Here is a 24,369-nt window from a genome sequence, read left to right on the forward strand (position 1 = left end):
AACCAACAAAAAACCTCAACGTAGGATCCGCTTGCCCACGCGCAATGCCTGGCTTAACAGCGAGGCGTAGCGCTCCCTCGGCATGGTCGAAGGACCAGCCAGGGGCAAGAAACGTTGGGCTGCAATGGTGCGTGCTTCCGTGTATTTGAGCAGCCCTTCGTCAGCATGGCGGCGGCCCACGCCCGAGTTTTTCCACCCGCCCATGGGGGCGTCGAGGGAGGCCCAGGCGGCGGCGAAGCCGTCGTTGATGTTGACGGCGCCGGCCTGAAGGCGGGAGGCGACGTCGCGGGCGGTGCGCTCGCGGCCCCATACGGAGGCGCTGAGCCCGTAGGAGCTGTCGTTGGCCTTGGCCACGGCCTCGTCCAAGGACGCTACTTTTTCCACGTAGACGACGGGGCCGAAGACCTCGTCGGCGTGGAGGCGTGCGGTTGGGGGGACGTCGATAAGCACGGTGGGGGCGTAGAACGTTGGCCCGAGGTCCGGGAGGGGGCGGCCGCCGGCGAGGACGCGCGCGCCGTGGAGGATGGCGTCGTTGACCAGCTCGTCGACGCGTGCGAGGTGCTCGGCGGAGATGAGCGAGCCGACGTCATCGGTCCAGCCGTGGCCGAGGCTCAGGTCGTTGACCAGGGCGAGGAAGCGGCTGAGGAAGCTATCAGCGACGGCCTCGTGGACGTAGATCCGCTCGATGGAGATGCATAGCTGGCCGGTGTTGGAGAAGCACGCCTGCACGGCGCCCCGCGCGGCCCTTTCCATATCCGCGTCCGGGCAGACGATGAGCGGGTTTTTGCCGCCCAGCTCGGCGGAGAAGCCGATGAGGCGCTCCCCGGCCTGGGCCGCCAGCTTCCGACCAGTCGCGGTGGAGCCGGTGAACATGAGGTAATCGCACTGTTCGACGATCTCCTGCCCGACGGTGGGGCCCGGGCCGGGGACGACCTGCATGACCTGGCCGGGCAGGCCCGCTTCCTCCAGCAGTTCGAGGCCGCGGACGGCGGTGCCGGTGGTTTTCTCGTCGGGTTTGAGCACGACGGCGTTGCCGGCGAGGAGGGCTGGGATGGCGTCGGAAAGCGCCATGCTGAGGGGGTAGTTCCAGGGGACAATGATGCCGACGACGCCGCGAGGTGACCGTTGCACCGTCGTGTGGGTGAGCACCGGCAGCGCACCTCGTACGCGCGTGGTGCGCAGGAGGCGCCCGGCGCGGTAGGCGTAGTGGCGGGCGGTGAGTGCGACGTCGATGACCTCGTCGAATGCGCTGGAGCGGGACTTGCCAGTCTCGGTCTGGATGAGGTCGATGAGCTCGACCTGATGGTCGAGAATGAGGTCGTGCAGCCGGAGCATGATCTCGCGGCGCGTGCGCACGGGGGTGAGCGCCCACTGGGTCTGCGCGCGCCGGGCTCGGGCACAAGCGCTCTGGACTTCGCTGGCTTCCATAGGATCAAACGTATGCCATCGATCTTCATCACGGGAGCGTCCACCGGAATCGGCCGCGCGGTCGCCGAGCGTTTCCTCGCCGCCGGCTGGACGGTCGGCGCCTATGACATTGCACCGGTCACCTGGTCCTCGGAGGTCATCGCCGGGCTTATCGACGTCCGCGATGCCCACTCCTGGCACGCCGCCTTGGCCGACTTCGCCGGCCAGGTGGGCGGGCGTATCGACGTCGTCGATAACAACGCCGGCATCATCGTCGACGGTCCGCTCGCCGCGGCTGACGCCGCGGAGGTGGAAAAGCTGATCGATACCAACTGCCTCGGCGTCACCCTGGGCGCGCGGGCGGCTCACCCTTACCTGAAGGGCGGTGGGACGCTCGTCAACATGTCCTCGGCCGCCGCCATCTACGGCCAGCCCGGCATCGCCGCGTACTCGGCGTCGAAGTTCTACGTCTCGGGGCTGACGGAGGCCCTCAACCTGGAGTGGCGCGGCGATGGGATCCGGGTCGTGGACATCACGCCGCTGTGGGCGCAGATGAGCTTGGCAAAGGTCGGCGCGGCGACCTCCCACCGGCTGGGGGTGCGCATCAGCCCAGCCCAGGTCGCCGAGGTCGTCTTCCAGGCCGCGACGGCTGAGGGCCGCTGGGCGCGGGGCAAAGTCCACTACGGGGTATCCACCTTGGACAAGTCGCTCACCCTCGCCCGCAAGCTCGCGCCGGGCCGAGTGGCGGCGTTTCTCACCCGATTTCTCGCGCACTAGAAAACCCCGGGACGTGACGTGGGTGGAGGCGTTAGGGTAGGTCAACAACCCCAGTAGAAAGAGGATGACTGATGGCACAGCTCACCCCGGAACAAGGCCAGCGGGCCTTCGACCTCGATCGCGCGCACGTTTTTCACTCCTGGTCCGCCCAAGGGGCCCTCAACCCGGTGCCCGTAGCCGGTGGTAAGAACGCCACCTTCTGGGATTTCGACGGCAACGAATACCTCGATTTCAACTCCCAGATGGTCAACGTCAACTTGGGGCACCAGCACCCCACGCTGATCAAGGCGATTCAGGATCAGGCGGCAACCCTGTGCACCATCGGGCCAGCTTTTGCCAATGACACCCGCTCGGAGGCCGCCCGCCTCATTGCTTCGGTCGCGCCGGAGGGCCTCAACCACGTCTTCTTCACCAACGGTGGGGCAGAGGCCGTGGAGAATGCAGTGAAGATGGCGCGCATTCATACCGGCCGGGACAAGATCATGGCCGCCTACCGCAGCTACCACGGCGCAACCGCCACCGCGATCACCTTGACTGGCGAACCGCGCCGCTTCAACAACCGCCACACCGACTCGGGCGTGGTCCACTTCATGGGCCCGTACACCTACCAGTCGCCGTTCTGGTCGACCTCGGAAGAGGAGGAGTGCGAGCGCGCACTGGCCCACCTGGAGCAGCAGATCGTGCTGGAGGGTTCCCACACCATCGCGGCCATCATCATGGAACCCGTCGTCGGCGGCATGGGGGTCATCGTCCCGCCGGCCGGCTACCTCAAGGGCCTCAAGGCGCTGTGTGAAAAGTACGGCATCCTCTTCATCGCCGACGAGGTCATGGTTGGGTTCGGCCGCTGCGGCACCTGGTTCACGGTGGACAATTTCGACGTGACCCCGGACCTCATCACTTTTGCTAAGGGGTCCAACTCGGGTTACGTCCCGCTCGGCGGCGTCATCATGTCGGATGCCATCTACGAGACCTTCGTTGATCGCGTGTTCCCCGGCGGCCTCACCTACTCCGGTCACCCCCTGGCCTGCGCCCCGGTTGTGGCCACCTTCCAGGTCTTCGAGGAAGAGCAGCTGCTCGACCACGTCAATGATCTCGCCGAGCGCGTCATCCGCCCCCGCCTGGAGGCCATGCGCGACAAGCACGCCATCGTCGGTGATGTCCGTGGCCTCGGCATGTTCTGGGCGATCGAGCTGGTGAAGAACAAGGACACCCGCGAACCCCTCGTGCCCTACAACGCCCAGGGTGCGGACCTGCAGCCGATGAACGAGTTCGCTGCTGCCTGCAAGAAGGCCGGCCTGTGGCCCTTCATCGGTATGAACCGCACCCACGTCGCTCCGCCGCTGACCATCACCGAAGAGGACCTCGTCCGCGGACTCGACATCATCGACGAGGCCCTCGGCGGGTTGGCTCAGTACGCGGACTAGCCTGGTGCCTGAGCTGGACAAGGACGATCTCCACCGCTCGGCCCTGCGTTCCATCGCGCGGGTGGTGGAGGAGACGGCGACGCCGCTCCCACCCGAGCAAGCGCTGTCGCAGCTGGTAGAACAGCTCGACCAGGGGCCGGCGATGGTGCTCACCGGAGCTGGCGTGTCCACCGATTCGGGTATCCCCGATTACCGCGGCCCGCGGGGCAGCCTCACTCGGCACCGGCCGATGACGTACCAGGAATTCAGCCACGACCCGGCCGCCTCGCACCGCTATTGGGCGCGCAGCTTCGTCGGGTGGCGGCAGATGGACGCGGCTCGTCCCAACCGCACGCACTTCGCGCTCGTGGAGTTAGAGCGCGCCGGGGTGATCAGTGGGGTGGTGACCCAGAATGTCGACGGGCTGCACCGGGCGGCTGGCTCGCGCACTCTCGTGCACTTGCATGGCGATCTGGACACCGTCATCTGCCTCAACTGCCGGATGCGGGAGCCGCGCGAGGAGTTCGATTTGCGCCTGGAGGACAACAACCCCGGCTACTTCGAATCCATTTTCTTGGATCCGTCGCTGGTCAACCCAGATGGCGATGTCACCTTGCCCGAGGCGACCGTGCAGCGCTTCCGCATGGTCGGGTGTGTGCGCTGTGGCTCAAAACGCCTCAAGCCGGACGTCGTGTACTTCGGTGAGCCGGTGCCGGCGGAGCGGAAGGCGCGGGCGTCGGAAATCTTAAGCCAATCCGCCTCGCTGATCGTGGCGGGCTCCTCCCTGGCGGTGATGAGCGGCTATCGCTTCGCGCTCGATGCTCGCCGCCAACGCAAGCCACTCGCCATCATCAACGGCGGGCCCGGGCGGGCAGACGCCCAGGCCACGACACTGTGGCGCACGCAGGTGGCACCTGCTTTCGACGAGCTTCTCGACGCCCTCGGGATCTAGGCAGGCAGGTCAATCGCATCCAGTGCGGCACGCACGGCGTGCCGCACGCGGGCGTCGACAGGCATGTCTTCATGCAGGACCCGGGCCCGCGGCTCGATGTCCTGGATGAAGAAGTTCGTGATGTTCGCCTCGGGATCATCGGAGTACAAAAAGCAGCTTTCCGGCGGCTGGATGAGGCTGTCGTAGCGGGTGGCAATGCAGGTGTACCCAACATCGCTTTCCGTATCCCCGTCGACGTTGATGTCATTGATGATGGGGTGGCCGGTGATGAGCTGGAACCCGGAGGGCCCAAACCACGTCTGCACCAGCGAGTTCATCATCGACTCCGCGGTACGGGTGGTGATGATGGAGGAGATCATGCCGCCCATCGTCGTCCCGTGGTTCGGCGCCGCCAGGCTCACGAGGTGCTTAACTTTCGGTGCCCCGCCCCGCACGTGCATCCAGTAGCGCGCGACCACCCCGCCCTGGGAATGGCCGACCAGGATGACCTTCTCGGCTCCGGTGACGGTGAGCACCGCGTCAACGTACGCGCCAACCTGGGACGCGGACTCCTCAACAGTGAGAGTGCTGCGATTGCCAAAGCCCGGGATGAACACCGCCCAACCGTCGGTGCGCAGGTTGTGGGTCAACTTCTCCCAGATGCCGTTGGAATCGCTCGTGCCGTGGATGAGAACCACCGGCCAGGGGCGTTCCTTGGTGGGGCGGGCGCGCCAATCGTCTTCGACGTGGCCGCGCGGCGGCCGGCGGGCGGCCAGGGGGAAATTGCTCGAGCGAATGTAGCGCTGCTCGACGGTCTCACTCTGGGCGTCTTCGGCGATGTCCGCTTCGGCGGTGTTGACGGTCTCCGGGTCATCATCCTCGGCGCTGTCGTGTCTGCGCACCACTCCGGTGGGCAGAATGCGAGTGATCCGGATGCTGAGGTCTCGCTGGAGTTCAGCCAAATGATTGGTGGCCATGTCACCATGCTAACGACAAATTCCGCAGCCGACGATGACAGATGTGCCACTTACCCCTAGCATGGTGAACATGAACATGGACCAGAAACTGCGTGACGTCATGAATGCCCAGGTAATCGCCGAACACCAGGCCTCCCTCATCTACTCCCAGCTCGCCTACGACCTGGATCGACTGAGCTTCCCCGGCATGAGCACCTGGATGGCAGCCCAGGCTGATGAAGAGCGCATGCATGCCCAGAAGATCGCTGACCACCTGTTGGCCCGCGGCGAGCGCGTCGTGTTGTCTGACATTTCCCTCGCCGAGCTGGAGATCACCTCCCCGCTGGACGCCTTCAAGGCTGCCTTCGCGCATGAGCAGAAGGTCTCCGGCATGATCCGCAACCTCGCGCAGGTGGCTGATGAGGTCCGTGACTTCGACAGCCGTTCCCTGGTCAACTGGTTCCTCAACGAGCAGATTGAGGAAGAGGCGACCGTGTCCGAGATCGTTGATCAGCTCAACCTCGTCGGTGACAACGGCTCCGGTCTGCTGCGCATCGACACCGAGATGGGCGGCGAGCGCACGCCCGCTGGCGGCCCGCAGTAAGCGGCACCACCCCCGTACCCCCGGTCACGTTCGCGTGGCCGGGGGATTTTTGTGTGTTTCGCCACCGCGGTCTGGTGGCCGGGGGTCATCCGAAAGGAGGATTTTTGGTGCGCGGTCTGGCTTTCTCGCCGCAAGTCAAATTAAGGTGAGGCTAACCCAACTAAGGGTGACCTAAATCGAAAGTTTGAGTTTGGAAGGCCGAATGATGCTCACCGCCACTCGCCAGCCCCTGTCCCACCTGCTCCGCGACGCCACCGCCGCCGCACATGGCTACGCGGAGAAGTCTCCGTTTATGTCCCGCCTCGTCGCGGGATCGCTCACGCGCGCCGCCGTGGCTGATTACACCGCCCAGCTGTGGTTCATCTACCGCGCGCTGGAGGAGGGCGTCCGGGCCAACGGAGACGGGCCGTTCCTCTCCGCTGTGGCGGACCAGCGCCTCGAGCGCGTTTATGCCCTCGAGGCCGACCTGGTGGAACTCATTGGGCCGGAATGGCGCGAGGAGATTGTCCCGGGGCCGGGCACCGCTGCCTTCGTGGAGCTGCTCACCGGGCTCTCCGATACCGGCGATGACCTCGCCCTGCTGGCCCATCACTACGTGCGTTACCTGGGCGATCTTTCCGGAGGGCAAGTCATTGCCCGCATGCTCCGCGACCGCTACGGCGTCACTGACGCGGGAGTGAACTTCTACCGCTTCAACGACATCGGCAAGATCAAGCCCTACCGCGATGGTTACCGCAGTGCCCTCGACGGTCTAGAGCTCACCGATGAGCAGTCCGCCCATCTCGTCGCTGCCGCCCAAGAGGCTTTCGCGGCCAACGGGAGGGTGTTTCAAGACCTCGCCGATCGCCACTGCAGCGTCTCCGACCGCTTCTAGCCCCTCTCGCGACTATGACCAGCGCGGCGACAACCCTGGGGCAAACCACAGGATCGCCGCGCTGACCAGGCCAACCGCCGTCGCGCCGGTAAGGGCAAACGCCGGCGGGACCAGCCACAGCACCAGAAGCGATAGCACTGCGATGCCGAGCCAGGCCAGGGGAAGGGCCCAGCTCATCCAGCGGTGCTCGATGAAATTGTTCTCGGACCACTCCAGCTGGGGGAAGCGATCACGCGCCTCGGAGCGAATCCTTCGCCCGGTGTTCCGCGATGCGGCGAACAGGGCGAGGAGCACGAGCGCGGCACCGACACCCGTGATGATGAGATCGCCGTAAGCCGCGCCGAAGGCAAGCACCCCGCCCGCCACAGAAATGGCGAGCCGCTCCGCGACCGAAAGGGGCAGGGAGTCCTGGGGGTCGACATCGGGATACAGGGTGTCGAAGCGGGGGTCGTGCAGTGTCATGCCGGGGGTGTCCTTCGGGGCCGATCGATTATCAGGATATTCACCATAGAATGCTAGGCTAGCCAAACCTAACACAGGGCAGCCTTACCTAAAGGAGAATGATAGTTTTGTCTTCACACCGGACAAGCCGACTAGCCGCCCTAGCGGTCGGCGCGCTGACTGCCACCACCCTGGCGATCCCCGTGGTCTCCCCAGTGACAGCCGAAGCCCAAACGTGTGCCGATGGTCGCATCGGCGCGGTGGGAGGTACGTGGGACTGGGGCATCAGAGAATCCTGGCGGAGCTACATCCGCGGCAACGTAGCCAAGGGCGATTGGACCACCGAGTCTCTCAACTACGACGGCTCCGCCTTCAACTTCACCCCCAGCCCTGGTGCCGCCACCATCGAAGCGAGTAAAGCAGTCATCCCCTTCGATGGCTCCGTCCACTTCACCGGACACGATGGCGTGCTGGATACGAAGATGAGCGACTTCAAGCTCATCATCGATGGGAACAGCGCCGGAATTTCGGTTGACTACGATGCCGTGGAGTTTGTGAGTATCGCGGGTGGCGGTGGCCCGCGCATGATCGAAGACGACCAGATCATCGCCACCGTGTCCCTTGACCAGGCCTTTGACGGCGATGCCGCGACCGTGAATCTCTCAGGAACCACTAACCTCACGCAGGCGGGGGTCAAGCTCTTTGGAGCATATAAGCTCAACGAGGAGCTCGATAACTCCGGCGGCACCCTCAACCTCGGCACCGAATGTGGCGCCCGCCCGGTGAACTCCGCTGGCCAGGGTGGCATCACGGGTTCTTTGAAGGAACTGAACTCTGCGTTCTCCGAAACCAACACCCTGCTGTCCAACACCACGAAGCTGTTGGGCCACGTGGATACCCTCTTCGGACCGGAAGAAACGGCGGCGTCGGCAAGCACTGGTGTGAAGCCCTCGACGGGTGGCACGACTGCTGGAACCACCGGCGGGACAGGCGGCGGAACTGCCGCCGGTGCCGCCGGGACAGGGGCCGGAACCGGAGCGGGCGCAGCTGGCGCGCCCACGGGGAGCGGTGACGTTTGTACGGCGGATTCTTCGCGCGGCGTGACCCAGGCGCAGGCTCTGTGGGGTGTGCGTCAGTCGTTCCGGAATTACATCAACGGCGGTATCGCCAAGGGCGGCTGGGAGCTGACCGGGATCGGCGAGCAGGGCAGCGAATTTGTGTTCTCCGGCAATTCCGGCGCGATTGATCCGGCGGCGCAGACGGGCACGATTTTGTTCCCCGGCATGATTCGATTTACCGGCCACGGTGGCACGCTGGACACTCGCTTTAGCAATATTGAGATCCAGTTTAATGGCACCTCGGGGGCTTTGGTGGCCGACGTGACATCGAACTCGGTCGAGGGTGTTCCCAACGACTACGGTCGCACCGCGTTGGCCCAGCTGAACTTCAGCGCCTTGGACCTGGGGGATACTTCGGCATCGGGCACCGCCCAGACCATCCTCACCCAGGCTGGTTCGCAGGCCTTCGGCGATTTCTACCCCGCTGGCGATGCGCTTGATCCGATTTCCTTCACCGCAACCCTTGGTGGGGCGGCGGCGTGTGCTGCAGGTCAGGGCGCGGCGCCGACGGCGGGCGGTTCCTCCGCCGGAGGTAGCAGTGGCGGCGCCGCGAAGGCTGCGGCGCTCAAGGCCGGCGGCGCGGCTGCGACGCCGGGTGCGCTGCCCAACAGTGGTGGGACCACCACGAGCGCTGGCCTGCAGGCTGGCTCGGGTGATCAGTTCCGCATCAAGGCTGCCGGTGAGAACGCTGGTTTGAGCAATGACCGCGTGGCCACCATGATCCTGCTGCTCGTCGCCGCGTTCATCGTGGCTGGCGGATCGCTCAGTGGCTTCGTGCGCCGCCATCCCACGATGGGTGGGCAGTAATGCGAAAGCTGCTTACGGCGGTGGTCCTCACGGCCACCCTCGGACTGGGTGCCTGCTCTTCCTGGGATCAGGGGTCCTCGAGTGCGAATGAACAGCTCCGCGCGGAGCTAAGCAATGCCAATGTCACTGATCCTCGTGAGATGACGGGCGTGGCCACGGTCGGCGAGATGTCGGAGGTGGAACCCGTCACCACCAGCGCGTCCCCGGCGCTGCCAGTAGAGCTTGTCGACGCCGACGGCTACGACGTCGCCATCACCGATGTCTCCCGCATCCTGGCCCTCGACCTCTATGGCACGTATACCAAGACGCTGCGCGGGATCGGTCTTGGCGAGAACATCATCGGCCGCACCATCAGCTCCACCGAGCCGTCTCTGGCTCACCTGCCGACCGTGACGGAAGGCGGCCACGGCCTCAACGTCGAGGCAGTGTTGAACCTGCGCCCCACCCTCGTCATGGTCGATCACTCCGTGGGGCCCCGCGAAGCCATCGATCAGATCCGCGCGGCCGGGGTGACGGTCGTCGTGATGAATCCGGCTCGTTCGCTGGACACGATCGGCCAGGACATCATGGACGTTGCCTCCGTTGTCGGGCTTCCGGAGGAGGGCCAGAAGTTGGCTGATCGCTCCCTCACGGACCTGGAGAACGATCGGGCGGCGATCGCGGAGATCGCCCCGGCGGAGCCGCTGCGCATGGCATTCCTCTACGCGCGTGGCGAGGGCGGTGTGTTCTTCATCCTCGGCGAGGACGACGGCACCCGCGGGCTCATCGAGGGCCTCGGTGGCATCGACGTGGCCTCGGACAACGGTGTCGGCGCGCCCTCACCCGCCAGCGCCGAAGCCCTCGCCGAGCTCAACCCCGAAGTCTTCATCATGATGACAGGCGGCCTCGAATCAACCGGTGATCTCGAAGGACTGCTCAAACGCCCCGGCGTCGCGCAGACCATCGCGGGCCAGAAGCAACGCATCCTCGCGCTTCCCGACGGCCAGTCCCTCGCCTTCGGCCCGCAGACCGGTGAGATGTTGCTGCGCTCCGCGCAGGCGCTTTACCTCGGGGAGGGTCAGTGACGGCAACGGTGACGGTGTCGCCGGTGACGATGGGGGACGGGGCGTCGATAAGCAATGACGTTTTCCGACGCCGCGCGCTCCGGCGCGTCATCCTCCTCATCGCCCTGTGCTTCGGAGTGGTGGCGACATCGGTGGTGTCGCTGCTGGTCGGGCAGTTCGAGATTCCGCTGCGCGAGCTACCGCGGATCCTCCTGCTCGGCCCCATGGGCGTGAGCGATCTCAGTGAATCGGTGATCTGGCAGATCCGGATCCCGCGCGTCGTGCTGGGCCTGCTGGTTGGCGCCGCGCTCGGTGTGGGTGGCGCACTCATGCAGGCCGTGTTTGCCAATCCGCTGGCGGAACCGTCGGTCATCGGCGTTACCAGCGGTGCCGGCGTGGGCGCGGCGGCTGCGATCGTGTTCGGCTGGAACTTTCTCGGCGCGTCGACGACGCCTTTCCTTGCGTTCATCGCGGGCCTGCTCACCACGGTGGTGGTGTATGGCCTCGCGCGTTTCGACGGTTCCATCCGCGTCATCAACCTCATCCTCGTCGGCATCGCGGTCAATGCGGTAGCCGGGGCGGCGATCTCCTTCCTGGTGTTCCTCGCGCCGACGACCTCCCGCGAGCAGATCGTGTTCTGGCAGATGGGCTCGCTGGGTGGTGCGCAGTGGAGTCACGTATCGGTGGTCTCAGTCATCGTGGCCGTGGGTATCGCGGTGGCGCTGTTCCTCGGCAGGCACCTCGACGTGCTGTCGCTAGGGGACAAGGCGGCATCACACGTCGGCGTCGATGTCGGACGGCTGCGCGCCGTGGCGATCATCACCGCCACCATGCTCACCGCCGCCGCCGTGTCCTACGCCGGGCTCATCGGCTTCGTCGGCCTCATCGTCCCGCACATCATCCGCACGATCGCGGGCCCATCGAATCACCTCATTCTGCCCGCCTCAGCGCTCGGCGGGGCGGTGCTCATCGGGTTGGCCGACATCGCCGCGCGCACGGTCATTCCCTTCGCTGACCTGCCTATCGGCATCTTCACGGCGCTTGTCGGCGGCCCGACGTTCTTCATCCTCCTGCGCCGCATGATGCGAAAGGGGCACGGCAGATGAGTGCATTACTCTGCGCGGATAACGTCCACGTGCGCGTCGGCTCCACTACGATCCTCGAGGGCGTCTCCTTAGACGTATTCCCCGGCGAAGTCGTCGGCCTCATCGGGCCGAATGGTGCCGGAAAATCCACGCTATTGTCCGTTTTGTCCGGCGACCTGGTCCCCAGCGCCGGGCACGTCGAGGTCGCCGGCGCCTCACCGCGGGAGGTCTCCGTCAAGCAACTGGCCCGCCTGCGTGCGGTCATGCTGCAGGACGTCTCCGTCGCCTTCGCTTTCCTCGTCCGCGATGTCGTGGAGATGGGTCGCCGCCCCTGGGGCCGTTCCGACGACGATTCGCTTATCGACGCCGCCCTCACCGCCACCGGTGTCACCCACCTCGCAGGCCGCGACATCACCACCCTGTCGGGTGGTGAAAGAGCCAGGGTTGCCCTCTCGCGCGTGCTGGCCCAACAAACGCCCGTGGTGCTTCTCGACGAACCCACCGCCGCCATGGACATCCGCCACCAGGAGCAATCCCTGGGGCTCGTCCGCCAACTCGCTGCCGCGGGCAAAGCCGTGGTCGTGGTGTTGCACGACCTCAACGCCGCGGCAGCCTACTGCGACCGCATCGTTTGCCTGGCCAACGGTCAGGTCGCGGCCTCCGGGTCCGTCCCGGAAGTCATCCGCGAGGACGTGCTTTCCGACGTCTACGGCTGGCCCATCCACGTCACCACCGGCCCCGCGGGGGTCCCCCAAGTGCTGCCCACCCGCGGGGAAGCACTGGTGTCTCACGAGCTCGCATCCCTCCTTGGGGGTGCCGAGGGGGGTGAGTTAAACCCCACTTTGCCAAGAAATTGGCAGACCAAGGCAAGCCTATCCTAAGCTGACTGCTGTCGGTTGGGCTAACCCAACGCACAGCTCCATCTCATTCCACGCTTCTGCTCCACTAAGAAAGGTTCACTCCACGTGAAAACCACCACCCGAATCATCGCCAGCTCCACCGCCGCCATCCTCACCGCCGGCCTGCTCACCCCCATCGCCCACGCCCAGGAAAACATCACCCTCGAAGGCAATGCCACCTGGGGAGTGAAGGCCAGCTTCAGTAAGTACATCAAGAGCCCTATTGCTAAGGGGTCGATCACCCCGGGCGACAATGCCACCTGGGCTGACGCTGTGCTGAACATGCCACTGGACTCCGAGGGGACCACTGTTACTGCCAAGGATCAGGGTGTTCTCGACTTCGATGGTTCCGTACATTTCCAGGGGCACAGTGGCCAGCTCGATCTGACCTTTAGCGACTTCAAGGTCAACGTCAACGGCAACACTGGCACCCTCACTGTGGATTACGCCTCTCTTCCCTACGTCCCTGATGCGAAGATGGAGTATGGCCAGGATCAGGTCTTGGCAGACCTGACCTTCGAGGGCGACGTTGACCTCACTAAGCCCGGCACTCTCAAGGCTAACTCTAAGTTGGCATCCACCGGAGTCGCTGTGTTCGCGGGCTTCTACAAGGTTGGTGATGTGCTCGATCCCATCAACATCAACCTAACCAATGTTGACATCGCCGAGGTTCCGGAAGAGACCACCGCTCCGGAAGAAGCCACTACTTCTGTGGAGCCCACCGCTCCGGAAGAGACCACTACTTCTGTGGAGCCCACCAAGCCTTCCGAGCCGGCTAAGCCCACCGAGCCGTCCAAGCCGTCGACGACCCCCAATCCGACCTCGCCCTCTACCCCTGCTGCAACCGAGAATGCGCAGGAAGGTTCCAGCGTCGACCAGACCATCGATGACATCAAGAAGAAGGGCTTCTTCGGCACGATCATCTCGATCCTCTCCAGCGTGCTGGGTGTCGGAGCTATCGGCGCCGCCCTGGTCGCAATCGCTAAGCACCTCGGCTGGGTTCGCTAAAACTAGGGTCGCGGCAAACTAATTTTGCTCAACCCCTTGCGGTTAAGGGTAGCCTTACCTATAGTCGAGTTAGCGGTTCGGGACCTCCAACTCTTACCGCCAACTGAGACAAAAACCATCTGACTTCGACCCCCTGGGAGGCCGTTCGATACGTAGCCCTTAACTCTTCATTGCTGGCGCAGACCCGGAGACTGGTAGTCCCTCCGGGTCTGTGTTTTTGCGTGGTCTATGAGCACTGGTCAGGGGCTTGCAGTGTGCGCAGCTGCGCACACTGCGCAAGGTCATGGTTCGCCGGGACCCAGTTGTTGTGGCCTGTTTACGGAGCATCACAGCGCGCACGGCGTTTTGTGGTGATTTGAGAAGACCGATGTGAGTAGGCCGATTAATCGAGTAGCGATCCCCGCCCTCTCGATAGACGGGTCTGCTCGAATTGCCATTTGGGAAACGGGATTGTGCTGAGGTGCTGCGCAGGGGGCACAGTCCACCCGGCAGCCTATTTGTGCTGGTCACGGGCGCGCAGTGTGCGCAGCTGCGCACTGTGGTTAAGGGTGATTTGAGAAAGCCGATGTGAGTGGGCCGATTAATCGAGTAGCGATCACTGTCCACTCGATTGATGGGTCTGCTCGAATTGCCATTTGGGGAACGGGGTCGGGGATCCCAGTCGCCTCGCCGGAAGTCGGCAACGGCACTATCCTCGCTGGAAAGGAGGACATGGACCGTGAGAGATCAGGAACTGACCCGGGTAGTTGATGTTGAGGGGGCCGTCGATAAGCTTGTTGAGCTTTATGATCGCTCGGCGGAGTTGGCCCGCACCGTCTTAGAGGATGGCACGTACGAGGCCTATCGGGATGTTGTGTATCCCAAGCTCGTTGTGGATGTGAAGGAGTGGCATCCGATTGATCGTTCGGAGCCTTTTGGATATGTCGACGAGGCGGGGCGCTATTCTGCCACCTTGTCCAAGCCCCACCTCATGCGGGCGTATCTCCTTGAACAGCTGACTCGCTTGACGGGCAACTACCCCTGCGACATTTACGTGGGCCCGTCCGAGGTGCGCATTCCACCGGAGTACATCCGCGGTGTTGAGGGGATTTCGGAGGCCCGCAGGGCGGGAGACGCTGCGGAGTGCATTCCTCGGCCGACGCTGGATCATGTGCATGACGGGATCGTCGATAGTGATTGGGACGCATTCCACGGGCCGGAGAAGCCACTTTTCCACTTTGGGCCGCAACGATTCGACATCGCGTGTGCGCGGATCGAGCACTACACCGGCATCGAGGTGGAGTCGCTGCAGAAGTACATCCTGTTTACGAACTACGACATGCACACGACGGAGTTCGTCAGTTTCGGTGTGGAGCAGCTGGCCGCCGATGATTCCCGATACACGTCTCTGGTCCTGCCGTCGGGTTCGCGGATTAGTCGCGATCACGCGGCTCGGCTCGATGACACTGACCTTGACCTCGGGTCGAAGTATCAAATGCCGCGCTATGACTTGTGTACTCGTGACGGCGATGGCATCACGATGCTCAACATTGGCGTGGGCCCCTCGAATGCCAAGACGATCACCGATTGCCTCGCCGTGCTCCGGCCTGAGGCGTGGATCATGATTGGGCACTGTGCGGGTCTGGATGGGCGCATGCGCATCGGTGATCTCATCCTCGGCAATGCTTATCAGCGCAAAGATGGGATTCTCGACGAGCGTATCGCGAGGGATATCCCCATCCCGGCGGTCCCTGAGATTCAACGGACGTTGGAGAGCTCCGTGGAGGCAATCTACGGCGACGATAAATCCCTCATGCGCACCGGCACTGTGCTGTCTACCGATGACCGCAACTGGGAATGGAAGACTCCGCGGGAGTTGTGGGAGTGGTTGCGCGGATCTACTGCCGCGGCCGTCGATATGGAATCCTGTGCGTTGGCGACGAATGGTTACCGCTATCGCATCCCCTACGGCACGCTGCTTTCTGTCTCCGACCTGCCGCTGCACGCTGTGCCCAAGTTGCCGGCGCAGGCGCAGGCGTTCTACTCCAACTCGAAACAGGCGCACGTGATGTGCGCGGTGAGGGCCGTGGAGGTGATGGCGCGCAACCCGGAGCGGTTGCGCACGAGGAAGCTGCGCCGCACGATTGGTGAGGTGCCGTTTAGGTAGCCAGCTGGCGAACCGGCGTTCGAGTATGACTGAGGCCATGTTGGCACCCTGCGCGATAGTGGCGCCAAGCAGGAACCAACAGCCGAAGGAGAAGCGCCATGAGTACGGTCCACATTCCAGTCGCTAGCATTCAGCACCGCTTCTTCCCCAAGCGTGACGGTGCTCCGGCTCGCCAGTTGATCACCTACGCGGTTGATGGGGTGGCCGAGGTCCGCTGGCACGCCGTGGAGGAGGGCGAGGATAGGGAGTGCATCGGCCGGGAGAATGTCATCGAGACGTTTTTGCAGCTGTGGCACGCGCACTAGGAGACGGGGCTCATCATCTATGTCGTTGATTCCGTGGTGCGCCGCTTGCTCAAGGAGGAGGCTGCGCTCTTTCCTGGCCTGCATGTGCGGGAGGTGGTGACTGGTCAGCGGCTGGGGGAAACTGCCCGGCGCTGCGCGGAGCGGTTCCACACCGAGTGTGCGACCGAGGAATGGAAGGCGGTGCCGCCGCTGGTGATCGCGACCGACGCGTCCCGGGGGTTCTCCGGGAAGCTCACCGGATTGGGCGCGGCAAACTCCTCCGGTGAGATCGCTTCCACGACCATCCAGACGCCGTCGATCGCGGCGGGGGAGTTCGCCGCCGTGGATCTGGCGCTGCAGACCTGGTGGTGCCAGGCACCCACCATCCACATCCTCACCGATTCCCAAGTGGTGTGGCGACGGCTGAATGGCTCGGACCTGGTGGGGCGGACGTCGAGAAGCAATGAGGAGAAGCTCTGCATTCGACGAGTCGACGCGGTGCGCGCCAGGGGAGTGGATCTTCGGGTGCATTGGGTGCGCGGACACAATGGGCACGTTCTCAACGACTGTGCAGATCGCTTAGCGATGGCCGCGCGCCGCAGCGTGCAATTCCAGCTCGGCGCCGAAGGGGACAAGGTCCCCCAGCGGCTGCGCGCGGAATTAGCGAAGGCACTGAAGCCCGGACTCGAATTGGTACCGGCGTCACGCTCCCGCGACTATCGCCCCGCAATGTACGCGGGCTAGGCCCCGGTGTCCACGCCGAGGAGTCGGAGGATGACAATCAAAACCAAGCCGCCGTAAGTCAGGGTGGCGTTGTTGACCAAGTGCATGAGGGCGGGGATCCAGGCATTTCTCGTCCAGATAAGCACGAGGTTCATGAGCAGGCCTGCTGCCATGTAGGGGATGGTGTCCACGATGCCGCCGTTGAAATTCCAATAGTGGACGAGGCCGAAGAGGATGCTGTTAGCCAGGGTGGCGGCGGCTAGCTTCAGCGCGTTGCCCCACACGGGCAGCTTGGCCAGCAGGGTGTAGCGGAAAACAACCTCCTCGATGAACACAGTGATGTTCGGGGAGAGCAGCACGAAGGCGAGGGCCGCCATGGTGAGCCACGGAGCGGTCAGAGGATCCGGGGAATTGTCGGCCGGGAGCTCGCCACCCGAGGTGGATCTGGTCAGGGACACTCCCACCGCGTCCATGAGCTGGCGGGTGAGGAAGATGACTACCTGCAGTCCAATTGCTCCCGCGATGATGATGCCGGCGCTTCGCCACGGCGCGCGTTTCAATGCGGCCCAGTGGGTGCGGAACATGGGGGCATAGCCAATGATCAATGCGGCGCCGATGAGCAAGCGGAAGGCGGAATCGACGCTGGCGGCACTGAGTGTGGAGAGGTGAGTCAAGTGGATCAGGTAACCGGCCAGCAAGATGGCAGGTACGGCGGCTAGCGCGAAGAAATCCCATGGTCCCCAGCGACGGTCCTCGTTCGTTAGATCTGGGCGAACCGCTGCGGTGTACGTGTCTCTGGGCATTGTGTAAGACTATCGGGCTGCTCCCAGGTGCTCGCAAGCCCTCCAAAAGGGGGCAGGCGGAAGAAAAAATCTGGTGGATGTCGGTGAATGCACTTGACGCGCATCACAACGTGTTCTAGGTTAGCCTTACCTTAGGTTAGGGAGAACCGCTTATGATCAGCACCACCACGTACGCAGAGAGCCTGGCTCGACGTATTTTTCATGGCGCCGGCGCATTGTCGCTGGTGCCTTATCGCGTCGACTCCACCGCTCACTTCCCGGTCCTCGCGCACGGCATCAATGCGCACGGCCAGTTGGTGGTTGCCTGCGCCGCCGCCGACACGGAGCGCATGGGCGACCGTACGGGGGAGACAGCAGTACGCGTGGATGGGATCAAGAAGTCCCTCGAATTCGACGTAGACATCACCGTCGCCAGCCTGCACGCCCTCGCAGACATCACGTGGGTCGAGCCGGGGGCTGCGGTGGAGGGCCTCGACGTCGACCCCAACCCGTACCTCAGGTTCGGTGTACTCAAGCTGGACAACGTGTTCATCCGCGGCCCGCAGGGAACCACGCGCACCTCCTTCGATGAGCTCATCGAAGGAAAGTTGGACTCGCGGGAACTTGATGCCCGCGAACTCGACGCTCGCGAGGCGGTTGATCGCCTTCCGGTGTGGCGCCAGTCCCAGCTCATCGACGACGTTTTGGGCGGCAACCTCCCGGGCATTCTCCTGGCAGATCGCGTGCAGCCGCTGTGCTCATCGCATCATTTCCGCCTGTGGGTTGCGGACGTTGATCCCCGCGGAATCGTGCTGCTCAAGGCCACCGATGACCGGGTCACCACCGTGCTCGTGCAGTTCGCCGAGCGGGTCACCACTATCGAAGACTTGGCCCGGGCAGTCGATGTCCTGGCCGTACCTGCCTCGGACCGGAACGCTTCACCGCGTATCTGATACCCGGAAACCGAGGAACGCGCGGAACCCCTGCTAGGGTTCCGCGCGTTTACTCTTGCCGTGATTAGCGAGCTGCGTAGCTTGCACAGTTGGCGGCCTCTCCGACAATGTCGATGCTGGCGGAGGTGCACATGAGGTTTTCGTTGTGCTTACAGTCCAGACGTTGACACGCTCCGACGTGGCCGTCAGCGGTATCAAGTCCGGCGCGCAGGTCGAGCGTGGAGAAGGTTCCACAGGCAGCTGCCTCGGTGCCGCCAACGGTGATGGCGAAAGCGGTGCAGCCATCATTGTTGAAGGCGCAGGCGGTGGTGGTGCAGGAAGAGACCTTGGTGATGGTGGACATGATGCGTTTCTCCTTGGATGTGAGATCTTCTGGTGTCGACGCGTATCTGATGTCCCCCATGATAAAGGCGATGACCTGGGGAAACAAGGAAGGTTAGCCTGCCTTGCGCACTACGGCGGGTCTAGATCGATGACCAACTAGTCCCGGTTGGGCAGCAAACTGTAGAACCAGAGAATGTGTTCCTCGAGGGCGAGGGAGGCGTCTTCACCTCGGCGCTCACGCACGGCGTGGAAGATCCGATGGTGCTGTTCCTGCAGGGAGCGGCTGATTTCTGGCCAGTGGCTGACCGCCGCGACGGTCTCCTGAACATAGCCAATGGTGGCTTGGCGGAGAGAATCCATCATGGTCTCGACGACGACGTTGCCGGTGAGGGAAGCGAGCAAAATGTGGAACTCGGCGTCATAGCGATGGAACTCGTCGGCGGGCAGCTCGGGGTTGTCCATGAGACCCAAAAGGTACCCGGCCCGGGCGAGACAGGACTCGCGTAGATCAGAGTCCGGTGCCACCGCGGCTTCCAGCGCGGACTGGGTTTCTAGGAGTACGCGGGTGTTGACGATGTCGCGCACCGGCAACGACCGCGTGGCCACGTGCATCCGCAGTGCCCAGGCAAGGGCGGCGGAAGGTTCGGAGATGACCACGGCCCCCGCGTTCGGGCCCGAGCCCGTGGAGGAGCGGACGAGGCCCATGGCATCGAGGACGCGGATTGCCTCGCGCACAGAGGCGCGGGAAATGCCGAAGTCCTCGGCGAGTTGGCGCTCGGCCGGCAGTTTGTCGCCGACCGAGATTTCACCGGAACGCAGGCGCGCTTCCAACCAGTCGAGGACGATGGAGTAAGCGCGGGTGGGGGCTGCCATGGCAGGGGGACTCCTTGAATACTGCGTGATAAGGGCCCTTGAAGAAGGTCCAGGGGAACATTCTAGGCAAGGGCCCAGGGTGCCCTTATGCGGGGGGCAGCATCCAGGACAAGACGTTGGACTGGAGGAAGACCAAGCAGCACAGGAGGAACAGCAGGCCCAGGGACCACCAGACGACGGACCGGAAGATGGCGGATTCCTTGCCTTCCATGCCGACCGCGGTGGCGGCGATGGCGAGGGACTGCGGGGAGATCATCTTGCCCACGACGCCACCGGAGGTGTTGGCGGCGGTCATGAGGTAGGGATCCAGGCCAGCGCCTTCGGCGGCGGTCTTCTGCAGGTTGGCAAACAGGGCGTTGGCCGAGGTGTCCGAGCCGGTGACGGCGGTGCCGAGCCAGCCGAGGACCGGGGAGAAGAAGGCGAAGGCGGCGCCCGCACCAGCGACCCAGGTACCGATGGAGATGGTCTGGCCGGAGAAGTTCATCACGTACGCCAGGGCGAGAACGCTGACGATGGTGAGCCCGGACCAGCGCATCTTCCAGAAGGAGCGGCCGATTTCAGCGAGGGCATTGCTGATGGAGAGCTTGAAGCGGCCGTTGCCGTTGAAGGAGGAGTAGATGATGGCCACGAGGAGGCCCGAGATGAGCAGCAAGGTGCCGGGGCTGGAGAGCCACTGGAACTTGTAGATGGTGCCGGTGATGGGGTCGCCAGCTGCGTTGAGCAGGCGGCCATCGAGGCCCGGCCACGGAATCTTGACGTCGGTAGCGGCGAGTGCGGCGGGGATGTTGACGCCCCAGGTCCACAGCTTGGCTACACCGAAGACGGCGACGACGAGGACGTAGGGGAGGACGGCCATCCACACGCGGCCCGGGGTGAGGGATTCCGGTGCCGGGGGCTTCTCCACGCCGAGGCTTTCGCGGACGCGGTCGGCGCCGCGCGGGTGCCAGAAGCGAAGCAGGATGACGGCGGAGGCCAGGCCAGCGAGGGCGGCGACGACGTCGGTGAGCTCGTAGGAGAAGTGCGTGGAGCACCACCACTGGGCGATGGCGAAGGAGGCGCCGATGACGAGCGCTGCGGGCCAGGCTTCCTTGATGCCGCGCACGCCGTCGATGATCAGGAGCAGGATGAACGGCACCATGACGGCGAAGAAGGGGGCCTGGTGTCCGACGACGGCGCCGATGTGGGCGGAGTCGAGGCCGGTGATGGTTCCGGCGGTGGTGATGGGGATGGCCACGGCGCCGAAGGCCACGGGGGCGGTGTTGGCGATGAGGACGACGGTGGCGGTCTTGAGCGGCTTGAGGCCTAGCGCCAGGATCATCGTCGCGGTGATGGCCACGGGTGCGCCGAAGCCGGCGAGGGCTTCGAGGAGTCCACCGAAACAGAAGGCGATGAGGATGGCCTGAATGCGCAGGTCACCGCCGCCAATGGTGTCGAAGATGGTGCGCATGTCTTCGAATCGTCCGGAGAGGACGGTGACTTGGTAGAACCAGAGGGCGAGAACGACGATCCAGACGATCGGGAAGAAGCCGAACACGGCGCCTTGGGAGGCCGAGAGCATGGCCAAATCCCATGGCATCCCGAAACCGAAGATGGCGACGAGGATGGCGACGGCCAAGGCGGTCAGACCCGATACGTGAGCTCGCGCCTTAACCGCGAGCAGCATGACGAAGAAGGTGATCAGGGGCAATGTGCCGACGAGGGCCGAGACGGCGAGACTGCCGCCGACGGCGTCGGTTAGCGCGGTATAGGTGCTCACGCGTGTCTCCTGTGAATCCGTAGAGTATGGCCTGACCACTATGGTCAGTCCACAGAGACGTTATATGGCACGGGTCACAGGGTCAAGTGATTTGGTGGGGTATCACTAACTTGCGTGATCCTGCTCACTGTCATATCATGGTCTGACCACAGGCAATCGACTTTGGAGGCTTCATGAAGATCGCCTTATTCTCCACCTGCATCGTTGATGCGATGTACCCCCGGGTGGCTCTAGCCACCGTCCGCATCCTGGAAAGACTCGGCCACGAAGTCGTCTTTCCCACCGGTCAGGGCTGTTGTTCCCAGATGCACGTTAACAGCGGCTACCTCGACGATGCGCTTCCGGTGGTGAAAAACCACGTCAAGGCCTTCCAGCAGGCCGATTATGACGTGGCCGTCGCCCCGTCTGGCTCATGCGTCGCCTCCCTCGGCCACCAGCAGCCGATGGTCGCTCGCGCCGCCGGCGACGAAGGCCTGGCCCGCGATGCCCAGGCTGTGGCCGATAACACGTATGAGCTTTCTCAACTGCTTATCGACGTCTTGGGGGTCACCGATGCTGCCAAGCAGCTCGGTTCCTACTTCCCCCACTCGGTGACTTACCACCCGTCTTGCCACGGAAAGCGCCTGCTCAACCTGGGTGATCGCCAGCCCACGCTGCTGCGTTCGGTGGAGGGCATCGATTTCCGGGAGCTCCCCGATGCCGCCGAGTGTTGCGGCTTCGGCGGCACGTTCTCCCTCAAGAACCCGGATGTCTCCGGCGCGATGGCGGAAGAAAAGATCGGCAATATTCGGTCCACCGGCGCCGAGATCTGCACCGGTGGCGACGCCGCCTGCCTCCTCCACATCGGTGGTGCGATTCGCCACCGCGGCGAGTCCGGCATGCAGACCCTGCACTTCGCTGAGATCCTCGCCTCCACCCGCGAGAATCCCCTCGACCTCTCCCACGGCTACAGCCATGCAATCCCGGAAGGAGCCTCGCGATGAGCCCCGTCACCCTCGGCATGCCAGTCGTGCACGGTCAAGGCAACATCCATATCGACGTCCCCTTCCCCGATGCGGCGAAGAAGGAGATGCGCAACGAGCAGATGCGCGCGAATATCCACCACGCGACGCACACTATTCGTGGCAAGCGCCAGCGCGTCGTTGATGAGCTGCCCGATTGGCAGGATCTGCGCAACTCCGGCTCCGCCCTCAAGGAAACCGTCAGCGCTCGCCTACCCGAGCTGCTGGAGGAGTTCGAGCGCAACTTCACCGCCCGCGGTGGCACCGTCCACTGGGCGCGGGACGCGGAAGAAGCCAACCGCATCGTCGCCGACCTCATCAAGGCCAAGGGCGTCGACGAGGTGATCAAGGTCAAGTCCATGGCCACCCAGGAGATCGGCCTCAACGAAGCCCTCGAGGAAGAAGGCATCTCCGCCTTCGAAACCGACCTGGCCGAGCTCATCGTCCAGCTGGGACACGACAAGCCTTCCCACATTCTCGTCCCCGCGATTCACCGCAACCGCAACGAGATCCGGGAGATCTTCGTCCGCGAGATGCCCGAGACCGACGAGTCACTGACCAATGAGCCCGGCGTGCTGGCCGAAGCTGCCCGCAGCCACCTCCGCGAGAAGTTCCTCTCCACTTCCGTCGCCATCTCCGGCGCGAACTTCGGTGTGGCCTCCACCGGCACCCTCACGGTCGTCGAGTCCGAGGGCAACGGCCGCATGTGCCTCACCCTGCCGGACACGCTCATCACCGTCATGGGCATCGAAAAGATCGTCCCGACCTTCGACGACCTGGAGGTGTTCCTCCAGCTGTTGCCGCGGTCGTCGACAGGCGAACGCATGAACCCCTACACCTCGATGTGGACCGGAGTCACCCCTGGTGACGGCCCGCAGGATGTCCACGTTGTCCTGCTGGACAACGGTCGTACCGCCGTGCTTGACGACGCCGCCGGCCGTTCCGCTCTCCACTGCATCCGCTGCTCCGCGTGCCTCAACGTCTGCCCCGTCTACGAGCACACCGGCGGTCACGCCTACGGCTCCACCTACCCGGGGCCCATCGGCGCGATCCTGTCACCGCAGCTCACCGGCATCACCTCCGAGGAGAACGCCACCCTGCCGTTCGCTTCCTCCCTGTGTGGCGCCTGCTACGAAGTCTGCCCCGTGAAGATCAACATCCCCGACATCCTCGTGCACCTGCGTGCCCAGGCCGTCGAGGCGCATGACAACAAGATCCCCTCGCAGTTCGATCTGCTGATGAAGGGCGCATCCATCATGATGTCCTCCGGCGTATTCATGTCCCTGGCGGAACGCTTCCTCCCGCTCGGCGCACTCGTCGGACGCAAGGGAATCGCCTGGCTACCCGGCGTCGCCAGCGGCTGGACCCAAGAACGCGTCGTACCCACCCCGCCCACCAGCTCCTTCCGCAACTGGTGGAGCAAGCACTCGTCGGAGACTGATTACCGACTCGACGTCGATGGCGCTACCGCACCGGAGGAGAACTAAATGTCTGACGCCAAAACCGAGATCCTCTCCCGCATCCACAACGCACTCCACGATCACCCCGCCGCCCCCGAGGTCCCCCGCGCCTACCGCCAGACTTCGACCATGGGCCGCGAGGACCTCCTGGAAATGCTGGAAGATCGCCTCATCGACTACAAGGCTGGCGTCTACCGCGAAACCGCAGAAACCCTGCCTAACCGCATCGCCGAACTGCTCAACGACGGCGCCCGTATCGTCATCCCCGCCGGCCTCCCGCTCGAATGGCTCCCCGGCTCCATCGAACCGGTCGTCGACGAACAGCTCGGTGTCCGCGACCTCGACGCCCTTGACGGCGTGATCACCTCCTCCACCGTCTCCTGCGCCGAAACCGGCACGATCTTCCTTAGCGGCCGCGACAACGAAGGACGCCGCGCCATCTCCCTCGTCCCCGACCACCACATCTGCATCGTGCCCGTGGACAGCATCGTCGAACTCATCCCCGAAGCCCTCAAACGAGTCGAACCCACCGCCCCGATCACCATGATCTCCGGACCCTCCGCCACCTCGGACATTGAGCTCGAGCGCGTCGAAGGCGTCCACGGTCCCCGCACCCTGGATGTGGTGCTGCTGGGGTAGGGGGTGCACGGCTAGGACCTTGACCCTGACTGGACGTGTGTGATTTCACCCCGTCGATACGAGTCCTCTCATGTG

The 24,369-nt window shown here is 64.1% G+C and carries 24 protein-coding genes; 17 read left to right on the plus strand and 7 right to left on the minus strand.

The genetic code is table 11. The features are described 5' to 3' along the window. Positions 1–15: 15 nt before the first annotated feature. Entirely contained in the window at positions 16–1,428 is a 1,413-nt protein-coding gene (locus CTEST_RS00355) for a succinic semialdehyde dehydrogenase (protein ID WP_047252044.1), read from the minus strand. 12 nt (positions 1,429–1,440) lie between these two features. On the opposite strand from CTEST_RS00355, the gene CTEST_RS00360 reads away from it, so the two are divergent. From CTEST_RS00360 to CTEST_RS00370, 3 genes are all read left to right on the plus strand, one after another. Next, the gene (locus tag CTEST_RS00360; RefSeq protein ID WP_047252045.1) at positions 1,441–2,184 is read left to right on the plus strand and encodes an SDR family oxidoreductase; all 744 of its coding nucleotides are present in this window, start codon (positions 1,441–1,443) and stop codon (positions 2,182–2,184) included. 71 nt (positions 2,185–2,255) lie between these two features. After that, complete coding sequence (locus CTEST_RS00365; protein ID WP_047252046.1) at positions 2,256–3,608, plus strand: aspartate aminotransferase family protein; 1,353 nt, start codon at positions 2,256–2,258, stop codon at positions 3,606–3,608. Between the two features lie 4 nt (positions 3,609–3,612). After that, a complete protein-coding gene (locus CTEST_RS00370; protein ID WP_236686108.1) occupies positions 3,613–4,539 on the plus strand; it encodes a Sir2 family NAD-dependent protein deacetylase in 927 nt (308 codons plus the stop codon). On the opposite strand, the gene CTEST_RS00375 is transcribed toward CTEST_RS00370, so the two are convergent. Beyond that, on the minus strand, positions 4,536–5,495 hold the full coding sequence (locus CTEST_RS00375; protein ID WP_047252047.1) for an esterase/lipase family protein: 960 nt from the start codon (positions 5,493–5,495) through the stop codon (positions 4,536–4,538). The two genes, CTEST_RS00370 and CTEST_RS00375, sit on opposite strands and share 4 nt — an antisense overlap. A gap of 70 nt (positions 5,496–5,565) precedes the next feature. Between CTEST_RS00375 and CTEST_RS00380 the strand changes: the two genes are divergently transcribed. Beyond that, positions 5,566–6,078, plus strand: a complete 513-nt coding sequence (locus CTEST_RS00380) for a ferritin (RefSeq protein ID WP_047252048.1) — start codon at positions 5,566–5,568, stop codon at positions 6,076–6,078. A gap of 202 nt (positions 6,079–6,280) precedes the next feature. After that, positions 6,281–6,952, plus strand: coding sequence for a biliverdin-producing heme oxygenase (locus CTEST_RS00385; protein ID WP_311775556.1), 672 nt, complete (start codon positions 6,281–6,283; stop codon positions 6,950–6,952). Between the two features lie 12 nt (positions 6,953–6,964). Here the strand turns inward: CTEST_RS00385 and CTEST_RS00390 are convergent, their stop codons facing one another. Further along, the gene (locus tag CTEST_RS00390; protein ID WP_047252049.1) at positions 6,965–7,414 is read right to left on the minus strand and encodes a hypothetical protein; all 450 of its coding nucleotides are present in this window, start codon (positions 7,412–7,414) and stop codon (positions 6,965–6,967) included. 107 nt (positions 7,415–7,521) lie between these two features. Here CTEST_RS00390 and CTEST_RS00395 point away from each other — a divergent pair, with 107 nt between their 5' ends. From CTEST_RS00395 to CTEST_RS00430, 8 genes are all read left to right on the plus strand, one after another. Continuing rightward, the gene (locus tag CTEST_RS00395) at positions 7,522–9,318 is read left to right on the plus strand and encodes an HtaA domain-containing protein (protein ID WP_052844254.1); all 1,797 of its coding nucleotides are present in this window, start codon (positions 7,522–7,524) and stop codon (positions 9,316–9,318) included. Next, positions 9,318–10,382 carry a heme/hemin ABC transporter substrate-binding protein gene (locus CTEST_RS00400; protein WP_047252050.1) on the plus strand — a complete coding sequence of 355 codons (1,065 nt, stop codon included), beginning with the start codon at positions 9,318–9,320 and terminating at the stop codon, positions 10,380–10,382. Before CTEST_RS00395 ends, CTEST_RS00400 begins: the two co-directional genes overlap by 1 nt. Before the next feature lie 29 nt (positions 10,383–10,411). Beyond that, positions 10,412–11,467, plus strand: coding sequence for a FecCD family ABC transporter permease (locus CTEST_RS00405; protein WP_047254113.1), 1,056 nt, complete (start codon positions 10,412–10,414; stop codon positions 11,465–11,467). Next, positions 11,464–12,327 carry a heme ABC transporter ATP-binding protein gene (locus CTEST_RS00410; RefSeq protein ID WP_083985370.1) on the plus strand — a complete coding sequence of 288 codons (864 nt, stop codon included), beginning with the start codon at positions 11,464–11,466 and terminating at the stop codon, positions 12,325–12,327. Before CTEST_RS00405 ends, CTEST_RS00410 begins: the two co-directional genes overlap by 4 nt. A gap of 84 nt (positions 12,328–12,411) precedes the next feature. Beyond that, positions 12,412–13,353: an HtaA domain-containing protein gene (locus tag CTEST_RS00415; protein WP_047252051.1), complete on the plus strand. Its 942-nt coding sequence runs from the start codon at positions 12,412–12,414 to the stop codon at positions 13,351–13,353. A gap of 718 nt (positions 13,354–14,071) precedes the next feature. Then, positions 14,072–15,499, plus strand: a complete 1,428-nt coding sequence (amn, locus tag CTEST_RS00420) for an AMP nucleosidase (protein WP_236686109.1) — start codon at positions 14,072–14,074, stop codon at positions 15,497–15,499. Positions 15,500–15,597: 98 nt separating this feature from the next. Next, a complete protein-coding gene (locus CTEST_RS00425) occupies positions 15,598–15,804 on the plus strand; it encodes a hypothetical protein (protein WP_047252052.1) in 207 nt (68 codons plus the stop codon). Positions 15,805–15,837: 33 nt separating this feature from the next. Beyond that, entirely contained in the window at positions 15,838–16,527 is a 690-nt protein-coding gene (locus CTEST_RS00430; RefSeq protein ID WP_158408138.1) for an RNase H family protein, read from the plus strand. Here the strand turns inward: CTEST_RS00430 and CTEST_RS00435 are convergent. After that, the gene (locus CTEST_RS00435; RefSeq protein ID WP_083985374.1) at positions 16,524–17,309 is read right to left on the minus strand and encodes a CPBP family intramembrane glutamic endopeptidase; all 786 of its coding nucleotides are present in this window, start codon (positions 17,307–17,309) and stop codon (positions 16,524–16,526) included. The genes CTEST_RS00430 and CTEST_RS00435 overlap by 4 nt on opposite strands. 152 nt (positions 17,310–17,461) lie before the next feature. On the opposite strand from CTEST_RS00435, the gene CTEST_RS00440 reads away from it, so the two are divergent. Beyond that, positions 17,462–18,241: a hypothetical protein gene (locus CTEST_RS00440; protein WP_047252055.1), complete on the plus strand. Its 780-nt coding sequence runs from the start codon at positions 17,462–17,464 to the stop codon at positions 18,239–18,241. Positions 18,242–18,305: 64 nt separating this feature from the next. Here CTEST_RS00440 and CTEST_RS00445 read toward each other — a convergent pair whose 3' ends face one another. The 3 genes from CTEST_RS00445 to CTEST_RS00455 all read right to left on the minus strand — a co-directional run bounded on the left by CTEST_RS00445 (position 18,306) and on the right by CTEST_RS00455 (position 21,194). After that, positions 18,306–18,584, minus strand: a complete 279-nt coding sequence (locus tag CTEST_RS00445; protein WP_047252056.1) for a DUF1540 domain-containing protein — start codon at positions 18,582–18,584, stop codon at positions 18,306–18,308. Between the two features lie 137 nt (positions 18,585–18,721). Further along, positions 18,722–19,438 carry a FadR/GntR family transcriptional regulator gene (locus CTEST_RS00450; protein WP_047252057.1) on the minus strand — a complete coding sequence of 239 codons (717 nt, stop codon included), beginning with the start codon at positions 19,436–19,438 and terminating at the stop codon, positions 18,722–18,724. Positions 19,439–19,523: 85 nt separating this feature from the next. Further along, a complete protein-coding gene (locus CTEST_RS00455; protein WP_047252058.1) occupies positions 19,524–21,194 on the minus strand; it encodes an L-lactate permease in 1,671 nt (556 codons plus the stop codon). 173 nt (positions 21,195–21,367) lie between these two features. On the opposite strand from CTEST_RS00455, the gene CTEST_RS00460 reads away from it, so the two are divergent. From CTEST_RS00460 to CTEST_RS00470, 3 genes are read left to right on the plus strand one after another with little or no spacing between them, the layout of a single operon-like run. Continuing rightward, the gene (locus tag CTEST_RS00460) at positions 21,368–22,177 is read left to right on the plus strand and encodes a (Fe-S)-binding protein (protein ID WP_047252059.1); all 810 of its coding nucleotides are present in this window, start codon (positions 21,368–21,370) and stop codon (positions 22,175–22,177) included. Then, the gene (locus tag CTEST_RS00465) at positions 22,174–23,682 is read left to right on the plus strand and encodes a LutB/LldF family L-lactate oxidation iron-sulfur protein (protein ID WP_047252060.1); all 1,509 of its coding nucleotides are present in this window, start codon (positions 22,174–22,176) and stop codon (positions 23,680–23,682) included. The genes CTEST_RS00460 and CTEST_RS00465 overlap by 4 nt, the downstream gene beginning before the upstream one ends. Continuing rightward, on the plus strand, positions 23,683–24,294 hold the full coding sequence (locus tag CTEST_RS00470; RefSeq protein WP_047252061.1) for a LutC/YkgG family protein: 612 nt from the start codon (positions 23,683–23,685) through the stop codon (positions 24,292–24,294). The last annotated feature ends 75 nt before the right edge of the window (positions 24,295–24,369 follow it).

It is taken from the genome of Corynebacterium testudinoris (assembly GCF_001021045.1).
Lineage (GTDB): Bacteria > Actinomycetota > Actinomycetes > Mycobacteriales > Mycobacteriaceae > Corynebacterium > Corynebacterium testudinoris.